Origin of the sequence: Kribbella speibonae (assembly GCF_004331375.1) — a bacterium.
Taxonomy (GTDB): domain Bacteria; phylum Actinomycetota; class Actinomycetes; order Propionibacteriales; family Kribbellaceae; genus Kribbella; species Kribbella sindirgiensis.
Genome location: NZ_SJKC01000003.1, coordinates 335,762 through 354,414 on the forward strand (window position 1 = coordinate 335,762; position 18,653 = coordinate 354,414).

15 protein-coding genes are annotated in these 18,653 nt (G+C 69.3%); 11 read left to right on the plus strand and 4 right to left on the minus strand.

The genetic code is table 11. The features are described from left to right. Window positions 1–6 precede the first annotated feature (6 nt). Window positions 7–2,352, minus strand: a complete 2,346-nt coding sequence (locus tag E0H92_RS22870) for an MMPL family transporter (protein ID WP_238152519.1) — start codon at window positions 2,350–2,352, stop codon at window positions 7–9. 135 nt (window positions 2,353–2,487) lie between these two features. On the opposite strand from E0H92_RS22870, the gene E0H92_RS22875 reads away from it, so the two are divergent. The 7 genes from E0H92_RS22875 to E0H92_RS22905 are packed head-to-tail and all read left to right on the plus strand — an operon-like array spanning window position 2,488 to window position 12,332. Then, window positions 2,488–3,855, plus strand: coding sequence for an MFS transporter (locus E0H92_RS22875; protein WP_131497663.1), 1,368 nt, complete (start codon window positions 2,488–2,490; stop codon window positions 3,853–3,855). Further along, window positions 3,852–5,972 carry a molybdopterin oxidoreductase family protein gene (locus E0H92_RS22880; RefSeq protein WP_131460249.1) on the plus strand — a complete coding sequence of 707 codons (2,121 nt, stop codon included), beginning with the start codon at window positions 3,852–3,854 and terminating at the stop codon, window positions 5,970–5,972. Before E0H92_RS22875 ends, E0H92_RS22880 begins: the two co-directional genes overlap by 4 nt. After that, window positions 5,969–9,874 carry a nitrite reductase large subunit NirB gene (nirB, locus tag E0H92_RS22885; RefSeq protein ID WP_131497664.1) on the plus strand — a complete coding sequence of 1,302 codons (3,906 nt, stop codon included), beginning with the start codon at window positions 5,969–5,971 and terminating at the stop codon, window positions 9,872–9,874. The genes E0H92_RS22880 and nirB overlap by 4 nt, the downstream gene beginning before the upstream one ends. Beyond that, window positions 9,871–10,212 (plus strand): nitrite reductase small subunit NirD, encoded by a 342-nt coding sequence (gene nirD / locus E0H92_RS22890; protein WP_131460247.1) that lies wholly within the window; start codon window positions 9,871–9,873, stop codon window positions 10,210–10,212. Before nirB ends, nirD begins: the two co-directional genes overlap by 4 nt. After that, complete coding sequence (locus tag E0H92_RS22895; protein ID WP_131460246.1) at window positions 10,205–11,332, plus strand: uroporphyrinogen-III synthase; 1,128 nt, start codon at window positions 10,205–10,207, stop codon at window positions 11,330–11,332. The genes nirD and E0H92_RS22895 overlap by 8 nt, the downstream gene beginning before the upstream one ends. Further along, a complete protein-coding gene (locus E0H92_RS22900; protein ID WP_131497665.1) occupies window positions 11,329–12,084 on the plus strand; it encodes a sirohydrochlorin chelatase in 756 nt (251 codons plus the stop codon). Before E0H92_RS22895 ends, E0H92_RS22900 begins: the two co-directional genes overlap by 4 nt. A 20-nt stretch (window positions 12,085–12,104) precedes the next feature. Beyond that, a complete protein-coding gene (locus E0H92_RS22905; RefSeq protein ID WP_131460244.1) occupies window positions 12,105–12,332 on the plus strand; it encodes a hypothetical protein in 228 nt (75 codons plus the stop codon). A 42-nt stretch (window positions 12,333–12,374) separates the two neighbouring features. Here the strand turns inward: E0H92_RS22905 and E0H92_RS22910 are convergent, their stop codons facing one another. Beyond that, the gene (locus E0H92_RS22910) at window positions 12,375–13,130 is read right to left on the minus strand and encodes a nitroreductase/quinone reductase family protein (RefSeq protein ID WP_131497666.1); all 756 of its coding nucleotides are present in this window, start codon (window positions 13,128–13,130) and stop codon (window positions 12,375–12,377) included. Between the two features lie 65 nt (window positions 13,131–13,195). Here E0H92_RS22910 and E0H92_RS22915 point away from each other — a divergent pair, with 65 nt between their 5' ends. Then, complete coding sequence (locus E0H92_RS22915) at window positions 13,196–13,627, plus strand: MarR family winged helix-turn-helix transcriptional regulator (RefSeq protein WP_131497667.1); 432 nt, start codon at window positions 13,196–13,198, stop codon at window positions 13,625–13,627. Window positions 13,628–13,636: 9 nt separating this feature from the next. Here E0H92_RS22915 and E0H92_RS22920 read toward each other — a convergent pair whose 3' ends face one another. Next, window positions 13,637–14,029: a MerR family transcriptional regulator gene (locus tag E0H92_RS22920; protein WP_238173551.1), complete on the minus strand. Its 393-nt coding sequence runs from the start codon at window positions 14,027–14,029 to the stop codon at window positions 13,637–13,639. Between the two features lie 68 nt (window positions 14,030–14,097). Between E0H92_RS22920 and E0H92_RS22925 the strand changes: the two genes are divergently transcribed. Together E0H92_RS22925 and E0H92_RS22930 are read left to right on the plus strand one after the other, a co-directional pair. Beyond that, window positions 14,098–15,261, plus strand: coding sequence for an acyl-CoA dehydrogenase family protein (locus E0H92_RS22925; RefSeq protein ID WP_131460240.1), 1,164 nt, complete (start codon window positions 14,098–14,100; stop codon window positions 15,259–15,261). Window positions 15,262–15,268: 7 nt separating this feature from the next. After that, window positions 15,269–16,798, plus strand: coding sequence for an acyl-CoA carboxylase subunit beta (locus E0H92_RS22930; RefSeq protein WP_131460239.1), 1,530 nt, complete (start codon window positions 15,269–15,271; stop codon window positions 16,796–16,798). Here E0H92_RS22930 and E0H92_RS22935 read toward each other — a convergent pair. After that, window positions 16,795–17,721, minus strand: a complete 927-nt coding sequence (locus tag E0H92_RS22935) for an aminoglycoside phosphotransferase family protein (RefSeq protein WP_165549920.1) — start codon at window positions 17,719–17,721, stop codon at window positions 16,795–16,797. The two genes, E0H92_RS22930 and E0H92_RS22935, sit on opposite strands and share 4 nt — an antisense overlap. A 73-nt stretch (window positions 17,722–17,794) precedes the next feature. Between E0H92_RS22935 and E0H92_RS22940 the strand changes: the two genes are divergently transcribed. Next, the gene (locus E0H92_RS22940; protein ID WP_131497670.1) at window positions 17,795–18,571 is read left to right on the plus strand and encodes an HpcH/HpaI aldolase family protein; all 777 of its coding nucleotides are present in this window, start codon (window positions 17,795–17,797) and stop codon (window positions 18,569–18,571) included. Window positions 18,572–18,653 lie beyond the last annotated feature (82 nt).

An 18,653-nucleotide genomic window follows, 5' to 3' on the forward strand; every position in this document is an offset into this window, starting at 1 on the left:
CGCACCCTAGGACGCGAGCTTGCTGGGCCACCAGACCTTCTTGCCGAGGTCGTGGGCGATGGAGGGGACCAGGAGGGAGCGGACGACGGTGGTGTCGAGAAGGACACCGAAGGCGACCATGAAGGCTATCTGGACCAGGAAGAGGATGGGGAGTACGGCGAGGGCCGAGAAGGTGGCGGCCAGGACCACGCCGGCGGAGGTGATGACGCCGCCGGTGACGGCGAGTCCGACCAGGATGCCGGGTCTGGTGCCGTGTTCCTGGGATTCCTCGCGGACGCGGGTCATCAGGAAGATCGAGTAGTCGATGCCCAGGGCAACGAGGAACACGAATGCGTAGAGCGGGATGCTCGGATCCGCACCGGGGAAGTCGAACACGTGGTTGAACGCCAGCGCGCTCACCCCGACCGTGGCGCCGAACGAGATCACGTTCGCGACCACCAGCAGGACGGCCGCGGCGATCGAGCGCAGCAACAGCATCAGGACGACGAAGATCACCGCCAGGATGGCTGGGATGATCACCCGCAGGTCGCGCTCACTCGCGTCCAGGACGTCGAGGTTGATCGCGGTGTTGCCGCCGACCAGGATGTCCGGGCTGACCTTGTCGAGTTCCGCGCGCAGGTGCTCGACCACCTTGGTCGCGGCCGGCGAATCGGCCGGCACCTCCAGCGTCGCCTGGACCAGCACCTTGCCGTCGACGACCTTCGGCGGTACGCCGGGCGCCGCCGACGCGGACGCCGTACCGACGCCGTCGACTGCTGACGCGGTCGTGATCACCTGCTCGGCCTGGGCGCTCGGGGTCAGGATCTGGACCGGCGTACCGGCGCCGGCGTCGAAGTGCTTGGCGAGCTCGGCCTGACCGACGACCGACTCGGGCTTGTCAAGGAACAGGTCCTCCTGGGAGATCCCGCTCGCCTTGAACGTCGGCAGGAACGCGGCACAGCCCAGCAGCGCGAGTGCGGTGACCACCCAGACCTTGCGCGGACTGCGACCGACCAGCCCGGACACCCGGCCCCACAGCCGGCGGCCGCCGACCTGGTCACGGGCGTGCACGTGGTCGACGCGGGGGATCGACGGCCAGAAGATCCGCCGGCCGAAGGCGAGCAGGATCGCCGGCAGGAAGCTCATCGAGGCGACCAGCGCTCCGGCGATGCCGATCGCTCCGACCGGGCCGAGGCCCTTCGTACTGCCCAGCTGCGACAGCAGCAGACAGAGCAGACCGAGGATGACGGTCGCCGCGCTGGCCGCGATCGGCTCGATCGACGCCCGCCATGCGATCCGCATCGCCTCGTACTTGCTGGTGTAGTCGTGCAGTTCCTCTTTGTAACGGGATACGAGCAGCAGTGAGTAGTCGGTCGCGGCCCCGACGACCAGGATGAACAGGATGCCCTGGCTCTGTCCGTTCAGTTCCAGGACGCCGTTCTTGGCCAGCGGATACACCACCAGCGCCGCCAGCGCGAGACCGAAGACCGCGGTCAGCAGGACCGCGATCGGCAGCACCGGGCTGCGGTAGACGATCAGCAGGATGACGAACACCACCGCGAGGGCGACTCCGAGAAGGATTCCGTCGATGCCGCCGAAGGCGACCACGAAGTCCGCGAACACGCCGCCCGGACCGGTCACGTAGACCTTGAGACCAGTAGGTGTGAGGTCTTGGCCGATCTCGGTCCGCAGGGATTCGGCGACGGCGTACAGCACCGTTTCGCCTTCCTTGACCACTTCGTCGGCGCGGTCGCCGTCCAGTTCGACGGTGAGCAGTAGCGCCTTCTTGTCCTCCGACGGGATCACGGTCTTGGCCGGCGCCGCGAGGTACTCACCGATGGTCTTGCCGTTGCCGAGGTCCAGCGTCGGCACCTTGGCGAGGAACTGGTTCGCCGCCGTCAGGTCGGCCGGAGTGAGACCCGCGTCACGTTCGATCAGGACGAAGTACGGCAGCGCCTTGGAGTCGACGAACTTCGCGGACTCGTTGCTGACCAGCGTGGATTCGGCCTGTTTCGGAAGGAAATTGGCGTTGTCGTTCTCCTGGACCTCGCTCAGCTTCCCCACCGTGGGCCCGCCCAGCGACCCCAGCACGAGCCACAGAATCAGTACGGCGGCGATCGCGCCGCGCCACGCCCAGCGCCCGCGGGGGCGTCCCCGGTCGCTGTGCTGCTCCTCGGCTGTGACCCGGCCAACAGTCTCGCCACCAGGCTGGTCGTCGGCGTGCCGTCCCTGCACCACGTCGTCCCCGGTGTGCGGAGTCCCCTCGGCGCGGTGCTTTCCGGCGGTGTCGGCGGCGTTCTGGTCGTCGTCGTGCACGGCGTCGTCCCCTCGGTGTCTGGTCCCGCCCTGAGCCCGAACAGTACCCAGCGGCATGCCGGAACCTCTCACCACCCGCTGGCAGGTGTGCGGGAGCCGTTTCGGCGACGTAACAACAAGATGACTACGTGGAAACACCCCGGTCATAGCGTCCTGGCCTAATCGAACAGGTCGGATGATCGGAGACACGCGATGACGCTCGAGGCAGGACCGGAGGTCGTCACTCCCCACGGCCGGACCGGTACGGTCGGAACGGTCGAGGCACCGCGACGTGGGCGCTGGGTCGACGTCTGGGATCCGGAGGACGCCGGTTTCTGGGCCGAGAAGGGCCGCGCGGTCGCGCGGCGGAACCTGTGGCCCTCGATCTTCGCCGAGTTCCTCGGTTTCTCGGTGTGGCAGCTGTGGAGCATCGTCGTGGTGTCGATGCCGAAGGCGGGTTTCACCTACAGCACCGACCAGCTGTTCTGGCTGGTCGCGCTGCCGAGCCTGGTCGGCGCGACGCTGCGGTTGCCGTATACGTTCGCCGTACCGCGGTTCGGCGGGCGGAACTGGACGATCGTTTCCGCGTCCCTGCTGCTGATCCCGACCATCGGGCTCGCCTACTTCATCAGCAGGCCGGACACGCCGTTCTGGACGATGGCGCTGATCGCGGCGACCGCGGGTGTCGGCGGTGGCAACTTCGCCAGCAGTATGACGAACATCTCGTTCTTCTACCCGGAGAAGGAGAAGGGCGCCGCGCTCGGCATCAACGCCGCGGGCGGCAACCTCGGGGTCGCGGTCGTGCAGCTGCTGGTTCCGATCGTGATTGTCATGGGCACCGGTCTCACGCTGAACCGGGCCGGACTGATGTGGCTGCCGCTGATCGTCCTGGCCGCGTTCTGGGCCTGGAAGTCGATGGCCAACCTGTCCGCCGCGACGTCCTCGTTCCGCGCTTCGGTGCTGGCGGCGAAGCGACCGCACACCTGGGTCATCTCGTTCCTGTACATCGGCACCTTCGGCTCGTTCATCGGCTTCGGCGCGGCCTTCCCGTTGCTGATCAAGTCCACGTTCCCGGAGATCACGGTCGCGCACATCGCCTTCCTCGGTGCGCTGGTCGGGTCGGTCGCACGGCCGTTCGGCGGCAAGCTGGCCGACCGGCTCGGCGGCGCCTGGGTGACGGTCTGCGCGTTCGTGGTGATGGGCCTCGGCATCCTGTCGGCGATCGTGTCGCTGAAGGCGGGCAGCTTCCCTGCATTCCTGATCAGCTTCCTGGTCCTGTTCGTCGCCAGCGGTGCCGGCAACGGATCGACGTACCGGATGATTCCGGCAGTTTTCCGGCTCACGACCCCGGGCGACCTGGGCCTGGCCCGGCGGGAGGCGGCGGCCTGTATCGGGATCGCGTCCGCGGTCGGCGCGTACGGCGGTTTCCTGGTCCCGCGCGGGTTCGCGATGTCGACGAGCCACTTCGGCTCGCTGATCCCGGCGCTGTACGTCTTCTGTGGCTTCTACGTGGTCTGCCTCGCGGTGACGTACTTCTGCTACCTGCGCAAGGGTGGCCCGCTCACCCAGGAGCGCGTGTGATCGCAGTCTCGACTCATTGCCCGTACTGCGCTCTGCAGTGCGCCACCACGCTGCACCCGGTCGCGCGACCGGGTGCCGTGGAGGTGCGGCCACGCGACTTCCCTACCAACCGGGGTGGGCTTTGTCGTAAGGGCTGGACGGCTCCCGAGGTCCTCACGGTGCCGGACCGGCTCACGATGCCGCTGGTCCGCAACGCCGCGGGCGAGCTGGTGGAGACGAGTTGGGACAGCGCGCTGGACTTCGTCGCCGATCGGATCAAGGTGTTGCAGGCCGCGCACGGGCGGGACTCGATCGCCGTGTTCGGCGGCGGCGGGCTGACGAACGAGAAGGCGTACGCGCTCGGCAAGTTCGCCCGCGTGGCGCTGAAGACGGCGAATGTGGACTACAACGGCCGGTTCTGTATGTCGTCGGCGGCCGCGGCGACGAACCGGGCGTTCGGAATCGACCGCGGACTGCCGTTTCCGCTGGCCGATCTGGGTACCGCCGGAGCGGTCCTGCTGGTCGGCAGCAACATCGCGGAAACGATGCCGCCGGCCGTGGCGCATCTGCAGGGCGCACGCGACACGGGTGGACTTCTGGTCGTCGACCCGCGTCGCTCGGCGACCGCCGGACTGACCGAGGAAAACGCTGGAATTCACCTGCAGGCGACGCCTGGCACCGACCTCGCGCTGGTGCTCTCGCTGACCCACGTGGTGCTGCAGGAGGGGCTGGCGGATACGGCGTACTTGCAGGAGCGGACCGATGATCCGGATGCGCTCGTCCGGACGACGGCGTCCTGGTGGCCGGAGCGGGCCGAGCGGGTCACTGGGGTGCCCGCAGCCACGATCCGGCGAGCCGCTCGAGTGCTGGCGGCTGCTGCTCCGGTGCACGGTGGCGCCGGGGCGTTCATCCTGACGGGCCGCGGGGCTGAGCAGCACAGCAAGGGCACCGACACGGTGACGGCCTGCATCAACCTCGCGTTGGCGCTTGGCCTCCCGGGCCGGCTGGGCAGCGGGTACGGCTGCATCACCGGGCAAGGGAACGGGCAAGGCGGTCGGGAGCACGGGCAGAAGGCGGATCAGCTGCCCGGCTATCGGAGCATCGAAGATCCCGCCGCGCGTTCGTACGTCGCGCAGGTCTGGGGCGTGCACCCGGACGTGTTGCCGCGGTCCGGGAAGAGCGCGGTCGAGCTGATCGACTCGCTCGGTACGGCGGACGGTCCGAAGGCGATGTTCGTGCACGGGAGCAACCTGCTGGTGTCGGCGCCGAACCTGGCCTCGGTCCGGGAACGGCTCGCTGCCCTCGACCTGCTGGTGGTCGCGGATGTGGTGCCGTCCGAGACGGCGCTGCTCGCGGACGTGGTGTTTCCGGTCACGCAGTGGGCCGAGGAGGACGGCACGATGACGTCCCTCGAAGGCCGGGTACTGCGGCGGCGCGCCGCGGTGGCCGCGCCGGGTGAGGTGCGGAGCGATCTCGCCGTCTTCGCGGGGATCGCGGAAAGACTCGGCGTAGAAGGGTTTTCGACCGATCCGGCTGCGGTGTTCGAGGAGTTGCGGCGCGCCAGTTCGGGTGGGCGGGCCGACTACTCCGGGATTACCTGGGAGCGCCTGGACGCGGACGAGGCGCTGTTCTGGCCGGTGCCGCACGAGGGGCATCCGGGGACGCCGCGGTTGTTCGCCGACGGGTTCCCGACGGCCGACGGGCGCGCGCACGTCGTACCGGTCGACCATCGGCCGGTCGCGGACGATCTCAGCACGGACGCACCGCTCTATCTGGTGACGGGGCGGTTGCTGCAGCACTACCAGAGCGGCGCGCAGACGCGGCGGGTTCCGGAGCTGGCCGAGGCCGAGCCCGAGGTGTACGCCGAGATTCATCCGCGGGTCGCCGCGCAGCTGGGGATCGGCGACGGGCGTCCGCTGCGGTTGCGGACCGCGCGCGGTTCGATGGTGCTGCCGGCCCGGGTGACGGCCGATGTCCGGCCGGACACCGTTTTCGTGCCGTTCCACTTCGGTGGCGCCGAGGCCGTCAACGAGCTGACCAACGACGTGCTCGACCCCGTGTCGAGGATGCCCGAGTTCAAGGCGTGTGCCGTCGAAGTCACCGCCGCTGCACTGCCAGCGACGGGAGTACCGGCATGAGAGTGGTGATCATCGGCGGCGGCATGGCCGGCCGACGGCTGGCCGAGCTGTTGCCGTCCGACGACGTCACGGTTCTGGGCGACGAGCCGTCGTACAACAGGGGTCGGCTGACCGAGTACGTCGCGGGTCGGGCCGAGGTTGCTGTTGGCAACGAGTCGGTGGCCCGTGTGGTAGCGGTGGATCGGGGTCGGCGAGTCGTCACCGACGATCGCGGTCGCGAGTACGAGTACGACCGGTTGGTGTTCGCGACCGGCGCCGTGCCCGTGGTTCCGGAGGGCGTCGAGGGCGGGCAGCTGCTGCGGTCCGTGGACGACGCACGGGCCGTGGTCGCGGCGACCGGCGCGGCCCGGCGTGCGGTCGTCCTCGGCGGCGGGGTGCTCGGGGTCGAGACGGCTTGTGCGCTGCGTGAACGCGGCGTCGCGGTGACCTTGGTGCACGACGGTGAAACCCTGCTGGACAAGACGATCCGCCCGTCGGCCGGACGTCGCGTCACGCGCGCAGTCCGGCGGCTCGGCGTCGAGGTCCTGCTCAACACGGAAATCCACGGAACGGAGATCAAGAACGGCAGTTTCCGCGCCCTCCGGCTGCGGAACGGTCACCAGGTGTACGGCGATCTGCTGGTCGTCGCGTGTGGTGTCCGGGCCCGAACCGACCTGGCGATCGGCCTGACGGTACGCGGCGGAATTGTCGTGGACAGCACACTGACGAGCCCGGACGACCCACGAGTGCACGCGATCGGCGACTGCGCCGAGATCGACGGCCGGGTCACTGGAACCGTGTCGTCGGCGTGGTCGCACGCGGAGGTGCTCGCGCACAGGTTGCAAGGCGAGCCCGGCCCCGCCGTGCCCGACTTCGACGTCGTGCGGCTCACCGCGGGCGGCCTCGACCTGCTTGTTCTTGGCGACAAGGACGAAGACGGCGCAGTGGTCCGGCTCGAGGACGAGACGCGGTATGTGCGGGCCGTCCTGCGGGACGGCGTGGTGCGGTCGGCGGTCGCAGTGGGTGCGCCCGAGGTCGCGGCCGAGCTGGTGTTGCTGGCGGACCGCGGGACACCCGTGGTGGCGGACGGGTTGCTCACCGAGCCCGACGTACCCGCCCTGCAGAACAAGAAGGTGGCGACCGTGTGCAGGTGCAACGGCGTCACCAGGGTCGCGATCGAAGCGGCCTGGCGTGGAGGTGCCGACAGTGTCGCCGGCATCGCCGCCACGACGCGGGCGACGACCGGGTGCGGAAGCTGCACCGGCGCCGTCGGCGAACTGCTCGACCGCTTCCGGCGCGGCGAGACCGAACCAGTCCCGAGCAGGAGGGCGACGATGGCAGAGCTGAACAAGGCCAAGCACGTGGTGGTGGTCGGCGGAGGGATGGTCGCGCACCGCCTGGTCGAGGCGCTGCGGCAGCGCGACGATGGCAAGGATTCTGGGGTCAGCTACCGGATCACGGTCTTCGGCGAGGAGCCGCGGCTGCCGTACGACCGGGTCGCGCTGACGAGCTACTTCTCCGGCCGCGACCCGCAGGACCTGTCGCTCGGCGACCCGGACCTCTGGGACGACCCAGCGGTCAACCTCCGCAAGGGTGTGCAGATCACGTCGGTCGACACCGCGGCGAAGACCGTCACGACAGCCCGCGGCGAACAGGTCGGGTACGACGAACTCGTTCTGGCGACCGGCTCCGCGGCGTTCGTGCCGCCGGTGAAGAACAACGACGCGCAAGGCTGCTTCGTCTACCGGACCATCGACGACGTCGCCGCGCTGCGCGTGTACGTCGAGCGGCTCAAGGGTGAAGGCAAGCAGGTCAGCGGTGTCGTCGTCGGCGGCGGTCTGCTCGGCCTCGAAGCTGCCGGCGCACTAACAGCTTTGGGTGCTACGACGAAGGTTGTCGAGTTCGCGCCGCGGCTGATGCCGCTGCAGGTCGACGAGGGCGGCGGTTCCGCGCTGGCCCGGTTGATCGAGGGCCTCGACGTCGACGTACTGACCGGCACGCAGTGTCAGCGCGTGAAGCTCACCTCGCAAGGTGCGGCGCGTGCGATGGGCGTTGCCGACGGCCCCGATCTGCCGGCCGACGTGGTGGTCTTCGCGGCCGGCGTCCGGCCGCGTGACGAGCTCGGCCGCGCGGCCGGTCTGCAGATCGGCGAGCGCGGCGGTGTCGTGGTCGACGAGGCGTGCCGTACGTCCGTTCCTGGTGTCTGGGCGATCGGCGAAGTCGCTTGTATCGAAGGGCGGGTGTGGGGCCTGATCGCCCCCGGCTACACGATGGCCGAGATCGTCGCGGACCGCCTGCTCGGCGGTGAAGCGACGTTCCCGGGCGCGGACACGTCGACGAAGCTGAAGCTGCTCGGCGTCGACGTTGCGAGCTTCGGCGACGCGTTCGGCGCGACCGAGGGCGCGCTGGACATCGTGTACGCCGACCCGGTGGCCGGTGTCTACAAGAAGCTCGTGCTGTCCGACGACGCCCGTACCCTGCTCGGCGGCATCCTGGTCGGCGACGCGTCGGCGTACTCCGGACTGCGGCCGATGGTCGGCCGTGAACTCGGCGCCGACCCGGCCGCGTTCCTGCTGCCCGAAGGCGCTGGTCCGGTGCAGCTCGAGCTGCCCGACGACGCGCCGGTCTGCTCGTGCAACAACGTGTCCGCAGGCACGATCCGGTGCGCGGTCCGCGACGAGGGCTGCACGGACATCAAGTCGGTGTGCGGCAAGACCAAGGCCGGTACGAGCTGTGGTTCGTGCCTGCCGATTGTCAAGAACCTCCTCAACACCGAGCTCACCAAGGCCGGCGTCGAGGTCAGCAAGGCGCTGTGCGAGCACTTCGCGCTGTCGAGGGCGGAGCTGTTCGACGTCGTCCGGATCACCGAACTGCGGACGTTCAGCGAGATCGTGGAGCGGCACGGCACGGGCCGTGGGTGCGACATCTGCAAACCCGTCGTCGGGTCCATTCTGGCGAGTCTGGACCCGGCAGGTCACGTGCTCGAGGGCGAGCGCGCGACGTTGCAGGACACCAACGACCACGTGATGGCCAACATGCAGAAGGACGGCACGTACTCCGTCGTCCCGCGGATCCCCGGCGGTGAGATCACGCCGGAGGGACTGATCACGATCGGCGAGGTGGCGCGCGACTTCGGGCTGTACACGAAGATCACCGGCGGCCAGCGGGTCGACCTGTTCGGGGCGCGCATTGAGCAGCTGCCGGCGATCTGGAAACGGCTGGTGGACGCGGGCTTCGAGTCGGGACACGCGTACGGCAAGGCGCTGCGGACCGTGAAGTCGTGTGTCGGGTCGACGTGGTGCCGGTACGGCGTCCAGGACTCGGTCGGGATGGCGATCGCGCTGGAGCTGCGGTACCGCGGGCTGCGGTCGCCGCACAAGCTCAAGCTCGGCGTCTCCGGCTGCGCGCGTGAGTGCGCGGAGGCCCGCGGCAAGGACGTCGGCGTGATCGCGACCGAGAAGGGCTGGAACCTGTACGTCGGCGGCAACGGCGGTATGACGCCGCGGCACGCCGAGCTGCTCGCCTCGGACCTGAGCGACGAGGAGCTGTTCCAGGCGATCGACCGCTTCCTCATGTACTACGTCCGTACCGGTGACCGCCTGCAGCGTACGTCGGTGTGGATGCGCGAGATCGGTCTGGATCAGGTGCGCGACGTCGTACTCAACGACAGCCTCGGGATCGCGGCCGACCTGGACGCGGCGATGGCCAAGCACGTGGACGCGTACGTCGACGAGTGGCAGGCGACCCTGAACGATCCCGAGAAGCTGGCCCGGTTCGTGTCGTTCGTGAACGCGCCGGACCAGCCCGACGCCGACCTTCGGTACGTCGTCGAACGCAACCAGCCGCGCCCGGCCACCTCGGCCGAACGCGGGCAGCTGGAGCCGGTCCTGCTGGCCGGCCCCCGATTGGAGGTACGTCGATGACCATGACGACTGTCGGGAACACAGTGGTCTGCCCGCTCGAGGCACTGCTGCCGGAGCGTGGCGTCGCGGCCCTGCTCGGGGACGTGCAGATCGCGTTGTTCAGAACTCACGACGACGAGGTGTTCGCCATCGGCAACCAGGACCCGTTCAGCGGGGCGAACGTGATGTCGCGGGGCATCGTCGGCAGCCGCGGCGACGTACCGACGGTGGCGTCGCCGATGTTCAAGCAGGTCTTCGATCTGCGCACCGGCGCGTGCCTGGACGATCCGGAGGTGTCCCTGCCGGTGTACCCGGTCGAGGTCGTCGACGGACAGGTCGTGGTGAGTTCGGGTGGCTAGTAGGCCGGGGCCGTTGAGCGGCTGCACGATCGCGATCACCGCACACCGGCGTGCGGAGGACCTGATCGCGTCGTTCGAGCGGCGCGGTGCGAAGGTGCTGCACGCGCCGACCCTGCAGATCGTGCCGGTCGCCGACGACCACGCGCTGATCGAGGCGACCCGGCGAGTGATCGCGAACCCGCCGGACGACGTCGTGGTCACCACCGCGGTCGGGTTCCGCGGCTGGATCGAGGCGGCCGACACCGCCGGTCTCGCCGCGGACCTGCTGGGCACGCTGGAGCATTCGCGGATCCTGGCCCGCGGCCCGAAGGCGCGTGGCGCGATCCGCGCGGCCGGGCTGGTCGAGCACTGGTCGGCGCGGTCCGAGACGACCGCCGAAGTGGTCGAATGGCTGCGTACACAGGGCGTTGTCGGGCGGAAGATCGTCGTACAGCTGCACGGACTGTCGGATCCCGCGCTGCAGGACACGTTGCGGGCTGCCGGTGGATCGGTGCGTGGGCTGGAGGTGTACCGGTGGGGGCCGGCGCCCGATCCGGCGCTGGTGGAGCGGATGATCTCGCAGGTGTGCGCGGGCACCGTCGACGCCGTCGTCCACACGTCGGCGCCCGGTGCGCAGGCGATGCTCGACGCGGCGGCGCTGACCTCTCAGTACGACGAGTTGGTGTCGTCGTTGCGGACCGGGCGGGTGCTCAACGCCTGCGTCGGTCCGGTGACCGCGGGACCGTTCGGGGCGCTGGGGCTCGACCCGTTGGTGCCGGACCGGTACCGGTTGGGCGCGCTGATCCGGATCGTGACCGACCGGCTCACCGACGACAACGCGCGGTCGATCGAGACGGCGTTCGGCCAGTTGGTGATCCGCGGTGGCGCGGCGGTGCTCGACGGCGTCGTACTGCCGCTGGGGCCCGGGCCGCGTGCCGTTCTGGCGGCGCTGGTCGCGGCGGGGGGAGATGTGGTGTCACGTCCTGAGTTGCTGGCTGTCCTCCCCGGGGCCGAAGACGTCCACGCGGTCGAGGTCACCGTCAACCGGCTGCGTACCGCGGTCGGTCGTCCCGAACTGGTCCGCACGGTGGTACGCCGCGGCTACCGGCTCGCCGTAGAACCCGCCGGAGTTCCCACATGACCGACCTCGTCGCAGTAGCCCACGGTACGGCGGACCCGCGCGGCATCCGCGTCGTCCACGACCTCGTCCGCGAGATGGCTCGTCAACGACCCGACCTGCCCACTTCACTGGGTTTCGTCGACCTGCTGACGCCGGCGCTACCGGCGCTCGTCCGCCGGATCACCACGGACGCTTCGGACGCCGTCGTCGTACCACTGCTGCTGAGCTCGGGCTACCACGTGTACGTCGACGTCGCCGCCGAGGCCCAGCGCTACCCAGGCCGAGTCCACGCGGCCGCTGCCCTCGGTCCCGATCCCGTCCTCGTCGAGATCCTCGCGGACCGCCTGGGCGACCTGTCCCGCGTGGACACCGTCGTACTAGCCGCAGCCGGCTCCTCCGACCCCCGAGCCCTAGCCGACTGCGAAACCACCGCCAAGCTCCTGTCCGACCGAGTAGACCGCCCAGTCCAAGTCGCCTACATCTCCGGCACCGGCGCCCGCCTCCCCACAGTCCTGTCCCGAACCCCAGGCCGCGTCGCCGTAGCCACCTACCTCCTGGCCCCCGGCTTCTTCCACAACCTAATCCGCCGCCACGCCAGCCCCCACCCCGTCACCAAACCCCTAGCCCCCGACCCCCGCCTCGCCACCCTCGCCCTCCACCGGTACGAGGAGGCACTTGTGGCTCGAGTCGTGGATTCGGGCTGGGATTCGCCGCCGCGATCCACGACTCGCCGGGCGGGCGCCCGTGGCGCTCGGTGCTTGCGTACGGCGTGACGGGCGCGGATCGTGGAGCTGTGATCGGGAAGAGATGGGCTGACCTGAGCCCCGCGCAACGGCGATTGATCATGGTCGGAGCCGCGGTCGAGAGCGTGCTGAAGGCGGTCGCGCTGGCCGACCTGGCGCGTCGCCCCGCAGCTCAGGTCCGGGGCCCCAAGCCGGTGTGGGCCTTGATCCTCACCTTCGCCAACTCGCTCGGTGCCGCCCCGCTCGTCTACTGGTTCTACGGCCGCAAGACCACCTAGTCCGGCCTATTGGTTGCCGAGGGGCACCGGTAGCGGGCTGGGTCAGGCCGCGTCCAGGGCTGGGCCTAGGTGGGCTTCTTCGTAGGTGTAGTGGGCTTCCAGGGTTTCGGCCAGGTGGGTCAGGTGAGCTCGGAGGAGTTCGGCTTCTGGTGGGGTTGAGTCGGTCAGCTGCTCGATGGTAGTGGTTAGTTGCTGGTTGAGTTCCGCAACGGCTGCGTGTTCATGGGACAGGCGATCGAGGGTGGGCTTGAGTTCGGGGAAGTTGGCGGCGAGGCGGGGGAAGACGCCGTCCTCGCGGGAGTGGTGGGCGTGCAGGGCGCTGCAGAAGGAGAGGCAGTGCTGGTGCAGGGTCTTGGCGTGGGGTGCTGGGGCTGAGCCGGCTAGGTACGCGTCGACCGCGGCCAGGGTCGCGGACAGTTGTTCGCGGAGTCCGTTGTGGATCTCCTTCAGTTGCGCGGTCGCCGCGCCGACGCGGGCCGGTGTGAGTGCGACGACGGCGATCACGCGGGAGGTGTTCTGCTGGTACGTCGCGAACGCCGCATCCCGCTCCGCCTGTACACCGTACAACCGGTCCCGCTCCGCGCCGACGACCTCTTCCGCGATCGCGTCGTACCGGCGGCCGTCGAGCTCGACCGTGACGAGGGGGTTGGCGCGGAGGTTGTGCAGCCAAGCCGGTGCCTGCGGGCGGCCGGCGTTGCTGGCGAAGACGAGGAGCCGGCCGTCGATCTCGGCGTACGCGACGGTGACGGTCCGTGTGGCGCCGGACCGCGCGCCGATGGTGGTGAGCTCGAGGAGCATGCGCCTAACCTTTGACTCGAGAACTGATTTAGCTTTGCAAGCAAAATAGTTTTGAGGACAAAGGTATGTCAAGTGTCGACGACAGCATCCGCACGCTCCTGCTGCTGATGCCGCGGATGGTGGGGCGCACCAAGCGGCTCAAGATCCCCGAGGAACTGGCCGGCCTCAATCTGGCGCCGCGGCACCTCAGCCTGTTCGCCTATCTGCTTTTCGACGGCCCGCTAGGTGTCAACGAACTCGCCGAGCGGCTCGAAGTCACCCCTGCCACCGTCAGCCTGATGGTCACCGAACTGACCCGCAAAGGCATCCTCGAACGCCAGGAAGATCCCACCGACCGCCGCCGCGTCATCATCACCCTCGCCGAAGACCATCGCCCCGCCATCGACGCCTGGCTCGCCCGCGGTGCCCGCGCCTGGCGTACTGCCCTCGAACCCCTCACCAACGACGAACGAGCTCTCTTCCTTCGGACCCTCAAGGCCTACGAAGACGCGCTCTGATCTGGCAGGTCAGGGCTGGCCGTTGCGGAGGGCTTCCAGGTCTGCTCGGCAGCGGGTTTCTACCTGGGCGAGGTCTTGGAGGGTTTCTTCGATGTCTCGGCGGCGTTGCTCGAGTTCGGTGCGGCGGTGGGTGATCTGGTTGAGGAGGTAGACGAGTTGGCCTTCCTCGCCGGGTTCGGCGTCGTACATGTCGACGATCTTGGCGATCTCGTCGAGGGAGAAGCCGAGGCGTTTGCCGCGCAGGATGAGGGCCAGGCGGACGCGGTCGCGGGGGTGGTAGACGCGGGTGGTGCCGCGGCGTTCGGGGGTGAGCAGGCCGCGGTCCTCGTAGAACCGGATCGTCCGGAGTGTCACGTCGTACTCGGCGGCCAGTTCGGCGATCGACCAGGTCTCTGCGGGCACCTGGCTATTGTGCATGCTGCCCAGCGTGCTTTACGTTTACGTAAGCGTCAAGCACGAAGGGGTGCCGCATGTTCGAGTTGTCCGCGGAGCATCAGGAGTTCCGTCGTAGCGTTCGTGACTTCGCGGAGGCCGAGATCGCGCCGCACGCGGCCGAGTGGGACCGCAAGCACTACTTCCCGGTGGAGGTCGTGCAGAAGATGGGGCGGCTCGGGCTCTTCGGGCTGACCGCGCCGGAGGAGTACGGCGGTGCGGGCGGCGACTTCACCAGCTTGTGCGTGGCGATCGAGGAGATCTCCCGGGTCGACCAGTCGATGGGGATCACGCTCGAGGCGGCGGTCGGGCTCGGGATCAACCCGATCCTGACGTTCGGCACCGACGAGCAGAAGGCCGCCTGGCTGCCGGACCTGGTCGCGGGCACCAAGCTGGCCGGGTTCGGGCTGACCGAGCCGGAGTCCGGGTCGGACGCCGGCGCCACCAAGACCCGCGCGGTCGTCGACAACGGCGAGTGGGTGATCGACGGCTCCAAGCAGTTCATCACCAACTCGGGTTCGAGCATCACCAGTTGTGTGACGGTCACGGCGCGCACCGGTGAACGCGCGGACGGCAAGCCGGAGATCTCCACGATCATCGTCCCGAGCGGTACGCCGGGATTCACCGCGGAAGCGGCGTACGACAAGCTCGGCTGGCATGCCAGCGACACGCACCCGCTGTCGTTCGTGAACTGCCGCGTCCCCGAGGCCAATCTGCTCGGCGAGCGCGGCAAGGGGTTCGCGCAGTTCCTCGCGACGCTCGACGACGGCCGGGTCGCGATCGCGGCGGTCGCGCTCGGGTGCATCCGCGCGTGCCTGGAGATGTCGGTCCAGTACGCCGGTGAGCGCCAGACGTTCGGCGTACCGATCGGCCGCAAGCAGGGGGTGGCGTTCCAGATCGCCGACCTGAAGGTGATGGCGGACGCGGCGGAAATGCTCGTCTACCGTGCCGCGGCGCTCAAGGATGCTCAAGCATCGGTCCAAGACTTCAAGCAGGCCGCGTCGGTGGCCAAGCTGTACGCGACCGAGTCCGCGGTGACCGCGACCCGGATCGCCACGCAGGTCTTCGGCGGCTACGGCTTCATGGAGGAGTACCCGGTCACCCGGTTCTACCGCGACGCCAAGATCCTGGAGATCGGCGAGGGTACGTCGGAGGTGCAGCGGATGCTGATCGCCCGCTCCCTCGGCCTCCCAGTGGAATGATGACGGTATGACCCACGATCACTGGACCGAGGTCAAGGTCGCTCGCGAGGCCACGCTCTCCCCGCCGGAGAAGGCGGCGGCCAAGCTGAAGTCCCAGAACAAGCTGTACGTCCGTGACCGGATCGCGCTGCTCGTCGACGAAGGCAGCTTCGTCGAGGACGCGCAGCTGGCGAACGCGCTGAACCCGGGCCTGCCCGCGGACGGCGTGGTCACCGGTCGCGCGCTCGTCGACGGCCGCCCGGCTCTGCTCGTCGCGAACGACCCGACCGTGAAAGCCGGCTCGTGGGGCGCGCGGACGGTCGAGAAGATCGTCCGGGTGACCGAGGTCGCGCTCCGCGACGAGCTGCCGATCTTCTGGCTGATCGACTCCGCGGGCGCCCGGATCACCGACCAGGTGGAGCTGTTCCCGGGCCGCCGCGGCGCGGGCCGGATCTTCCACAACCAGGTCGCGCTGTCCGGCAAGGTCCCGCAGATCTGCTGCCTGTTCGGCCCGTCCGCGGCCGGCGGCGCGTACATCCCGGCGTTCTGCGACATCGTGATCATGGTCGACGGCAACGCCTCGATGTACCTGGGCTCGCCCCGGATGGCCGAGATGGTCGTCGGCGAGAAGGTCACGCTGGAGGAGATGGGCGGCGCCCGGATGCACACCAGCGTCTCCGGCTGCGGCGACCTGCTGGCCAGTGACGACACGGAAGCGATCGAGCTGGCGAAGCAGTACTTCTTCTACCTGCCCGGTTCGTGGCGCTCGCGACCACCGTCGTACGACGCCTCGGACGCCGGTCGCGACTTCACCCGGGACCTGGTGCCGGCCGAGGAGAGCGTCGGGTTCGACATCCACGACGTGATCGACGCGCTCGTCGACGCGGACACGTTCTTCGAGATCAAGCCGGCGTACGCGCCGGAGCTCGTGGTCGGGTTCGGGCTGCTCGCGGGCCAGGTCGTCGGGATCGTCGCGAACCAGCCGGCGGTGAAGGGCGGCGTACTGTTCGTCGACTCGGCGGACAAGGCGGCCCGGTTCATCTGGCTGTGCGACGCGTTCAACGTGCCGCTGGTGTACCTGTGCGACGTACCGGGGTTCATGATCGGCAGCGAGGTCGAGCGGGCCGGGATCATCCGGCACGGCGCGAAGATGATCACCGCGGTGTCGGAGGCGACCGTGCCGACGGTGTCGGTGATCGTCCGGAAGGCGTACGGCGCGGGGCTGTACGCGATGTGCGGGCCGGGGTTCTCGCCGGACGCGTGTGTCGCGTTGCCGACTGCGAAGATCGCGGTGATGGGTCCGGAGGCGGCGATCAACGCTGTGTACTACAACAAGATCCAGGAGATCGCCGACGAGGGCGAGCGGGTCGAGTACGTGTCCAAGCTGCGCGAGGAGTACGAGACCGATATCGACATCCTCAGACTGGCCGCCGACCTGGTGATCGACGCGATCATCGAGCCGGAGAACCTCCGCGCCGACCTGATCGCCCGCCTCGCCGCGGCCCAGTCGAAGGACCGGACGTTCTCCCACAAGCGGCACGGCGTACCACCGGTCTAGAGCTCGTCCAACCGGTCGCCGAGGCCGGTGAGATACGCGACCAGCGAGTCTCGCCAGCCGTGCACCTGGTGCGTGCGCGCCTCGTCAAGGCTGGAGTCGATCTCCCAGCCGTTGAAGACGCCGCGGCCGAACCAGCTGATCGCACCGGTGACGCGGTACAGGCTGGTGTTCGGAGGTCTCGGTCCGTAGGCGTCGAAGAACGGCTCCGGGAGGTGCGTGTCGCCGGCCAGATACATCCACTCGTCGAGGGCCGAGACCTCCTGTGCCGGGTCGGCGACGCGCGGCCAGTCCCAGTCGATGAGGGTGGTCCGGTCCGCGCCGACGATGATGTTCGCCGGGAACACGTCGTTGTGCAGGAGTGCGGTCGTCGCCAGGCGCAACGGGTCGGCGTGGGCGTCGATGATCGCGTGCAGGCGCGGCAAGTGCGGGAGCACGAACGGGAGATTGGCCTCGAGCCGCGGTTCGGCCGCCGCGATCCGCTCGTGCAGGTCCCGCACGGGGTCGATGGGCTTGAGCGTCAGGCTGTCGGGGCCGAACGGTCCGGACAGGCCGCTTGGGAACCGTACGGCGTGTACCCGGCGAAACGCCGTACCGACCGATCTCCAGAGGGCCTCGGTCATGCGGTTCTCGGCGAGCAGTTTGTAGAGCATCTCGCCGGGGACGTACTCGTACAGCGTCGCGAACTCGTTGCCGCCGAGCAGCGCCGGCGCCGGCAGATCGCGCTCGGTCAGGAACTGCGCACGCCCGACCGGAACCGGCCAGGACTCCTCACGACTCCGTAGTACGACCTGCTGTGAGTCGGCGAGGGTCGCGTGGACGACCTGGTGGTCGAAGCCGTGGCCGCTCAGCTCCTGGTACGACGTGACCTCGGGCAGACCGGCTTCGGCGACCAGCTCGTGCAGGAGGGGCTTCGTGGGAGGCATCCGCAGCATCGTCTCGTCCCAACTGATGGTTGGTCGAGCGATTTCCTGGGGCCGGTCTGGATAGGCTGCGGGCGTGAATGCAAACGATTTCTCGCACAAGGTCCGGTCGCGGGAGAAGCTGGTCGGGTACTGGATCACGCTGGATGTGCCGCCGGCGGCCGAGCGGATCGCGCGGCTGGGGTACGACTACGTGGTGCTCGACGCGCAGCACGGGCTGATCGGGTACCAGGGGCTGATGACCGGGCTGCTCGCGATCGATGCGGGCGCGTCGATCGGGCCGCGGGCGACGGTCGGGCTGGTGCGGGTCGAGGCGAACGATCCGACGCCGATCGGGCGGGCGCTGGACGCCGGGGCGACCGGCGTGATCGTGCCGCTGATCGACAGCGCGGACGATGTCGCGCGGGCGGTCCGGGCGGCGAAGTACCCGCCGGTGGGGGCGCGCTCGTTCGGGCCGATGCGGGCCGCGCTGCGGATCGGCCCGGTGCCGGCGGACAGCAACGACGCGACCGTCGTACTGGCGATGATCGAGACGCCGCTCGGCCTGGAGAACGTCGCCGAGATCTGCGCGACGCCCGGTCTCGACGGCGTGTACGTCGGCCCGTCGGATCTCAGCCTCGCGCTCGGGGCACGCTTTCCCGGTGACCCGGAGGTCGAGGGCCCGTTCGAGGAGGCGGTCGAGCTGATCGCGCGCACCGCGCGGGAGGCAGGGATCGCCGCGGGTATCCACACGTTCGACGGCGAGTCGGCGAAGAAGCGCCTGGACCAGGGCTACACCTTCGCCACCGTGGCCTCCGACCTCAGCCACCTCGAGGCGACCGCGGCGGCCCACCTGGACACGGCTCGCTCGTAGGGCGGACGCCCACCACTCACCAACCGGGCCGGCTCCGGGCGGCTCACGCTCGGCGTGCCGCCGCGAACGGGGCCCGGCGTGG

Excerpts from the sequence above, each read along its gene's own strand:
- E0H92_RS22930 (WP_131460239.1), top strand. The coding sequence starts at position 15,269 with ATGACCCACGATCACTGGACCGAGGTCAAGGTCGCTCGCGAGGCCACG.
- E0H92_RS22910 (WP_131497666.1), bottom strand. The coding sequence starts at position 13,130 with ATGCTCCTCGAGCTCACCACCATCGGCGCGCGGTCCGGCGCCACACGG.
- E0H92_RS22925 (WP_131460240.1), top strand. The coding sequence starts at position 14,098 with ATGTTCGAGTTGTCCGCGGAGCATCAGGAGTTCCGTCGTAGCGTTCGT.
- E0H92_RS22915 (WP_131497667.1), top strand. The coding sequence starts at position 13,196 with ATGTCAAGTGTCGACGACAGCATCCGCACGCTCCTGCTGCTGATGCCG.
- nirB (WP_131497664.1), top strand. The coding sequence starts at position 5,969 with ATGAGAGTGGTGATCATCGGCGGCGGCATGGCCGGCCGACGGCTGGCC.
- E0H92_RS22900 (WP_131497665.1), top strand. The coding sequence starts at position 11,329 with ATGACCGACCTCGTCGCAGTAGCCCACGGTACGGCGGACCCGCGCGGC.
- E0H92_RS22870 (WP_238152519.1), bottom strand. The coding sequence starts at position 2,352 with ATGCCGCTGGGTACTGTTCGGGCTCAGGGCGGGACCAGACACCGAGGG.
- nirD (WP_131460247.1), top strand. The coding sequence starts at position 9,871 with ATGACCATGACGACTGTCGGGAACACAGTGGTCTGCCCGCTCGAGGCA.
- E0H92_RS22935 (WP_165549920.1), bottom strand. The coding sequence starts at position 17,721 with ATGCCTCCCACGAAGCCCCTCCTGCACGAGCTGGTCGCCGAAGCCGGT.
- E0H92_RS22875 (WP_131497663.1), top strand. The coding sequence starts at position 2,488 with ATGACGCTCGAGGCAGGACCGGAGGTCGTCACTCCCCACGGCCGGACC.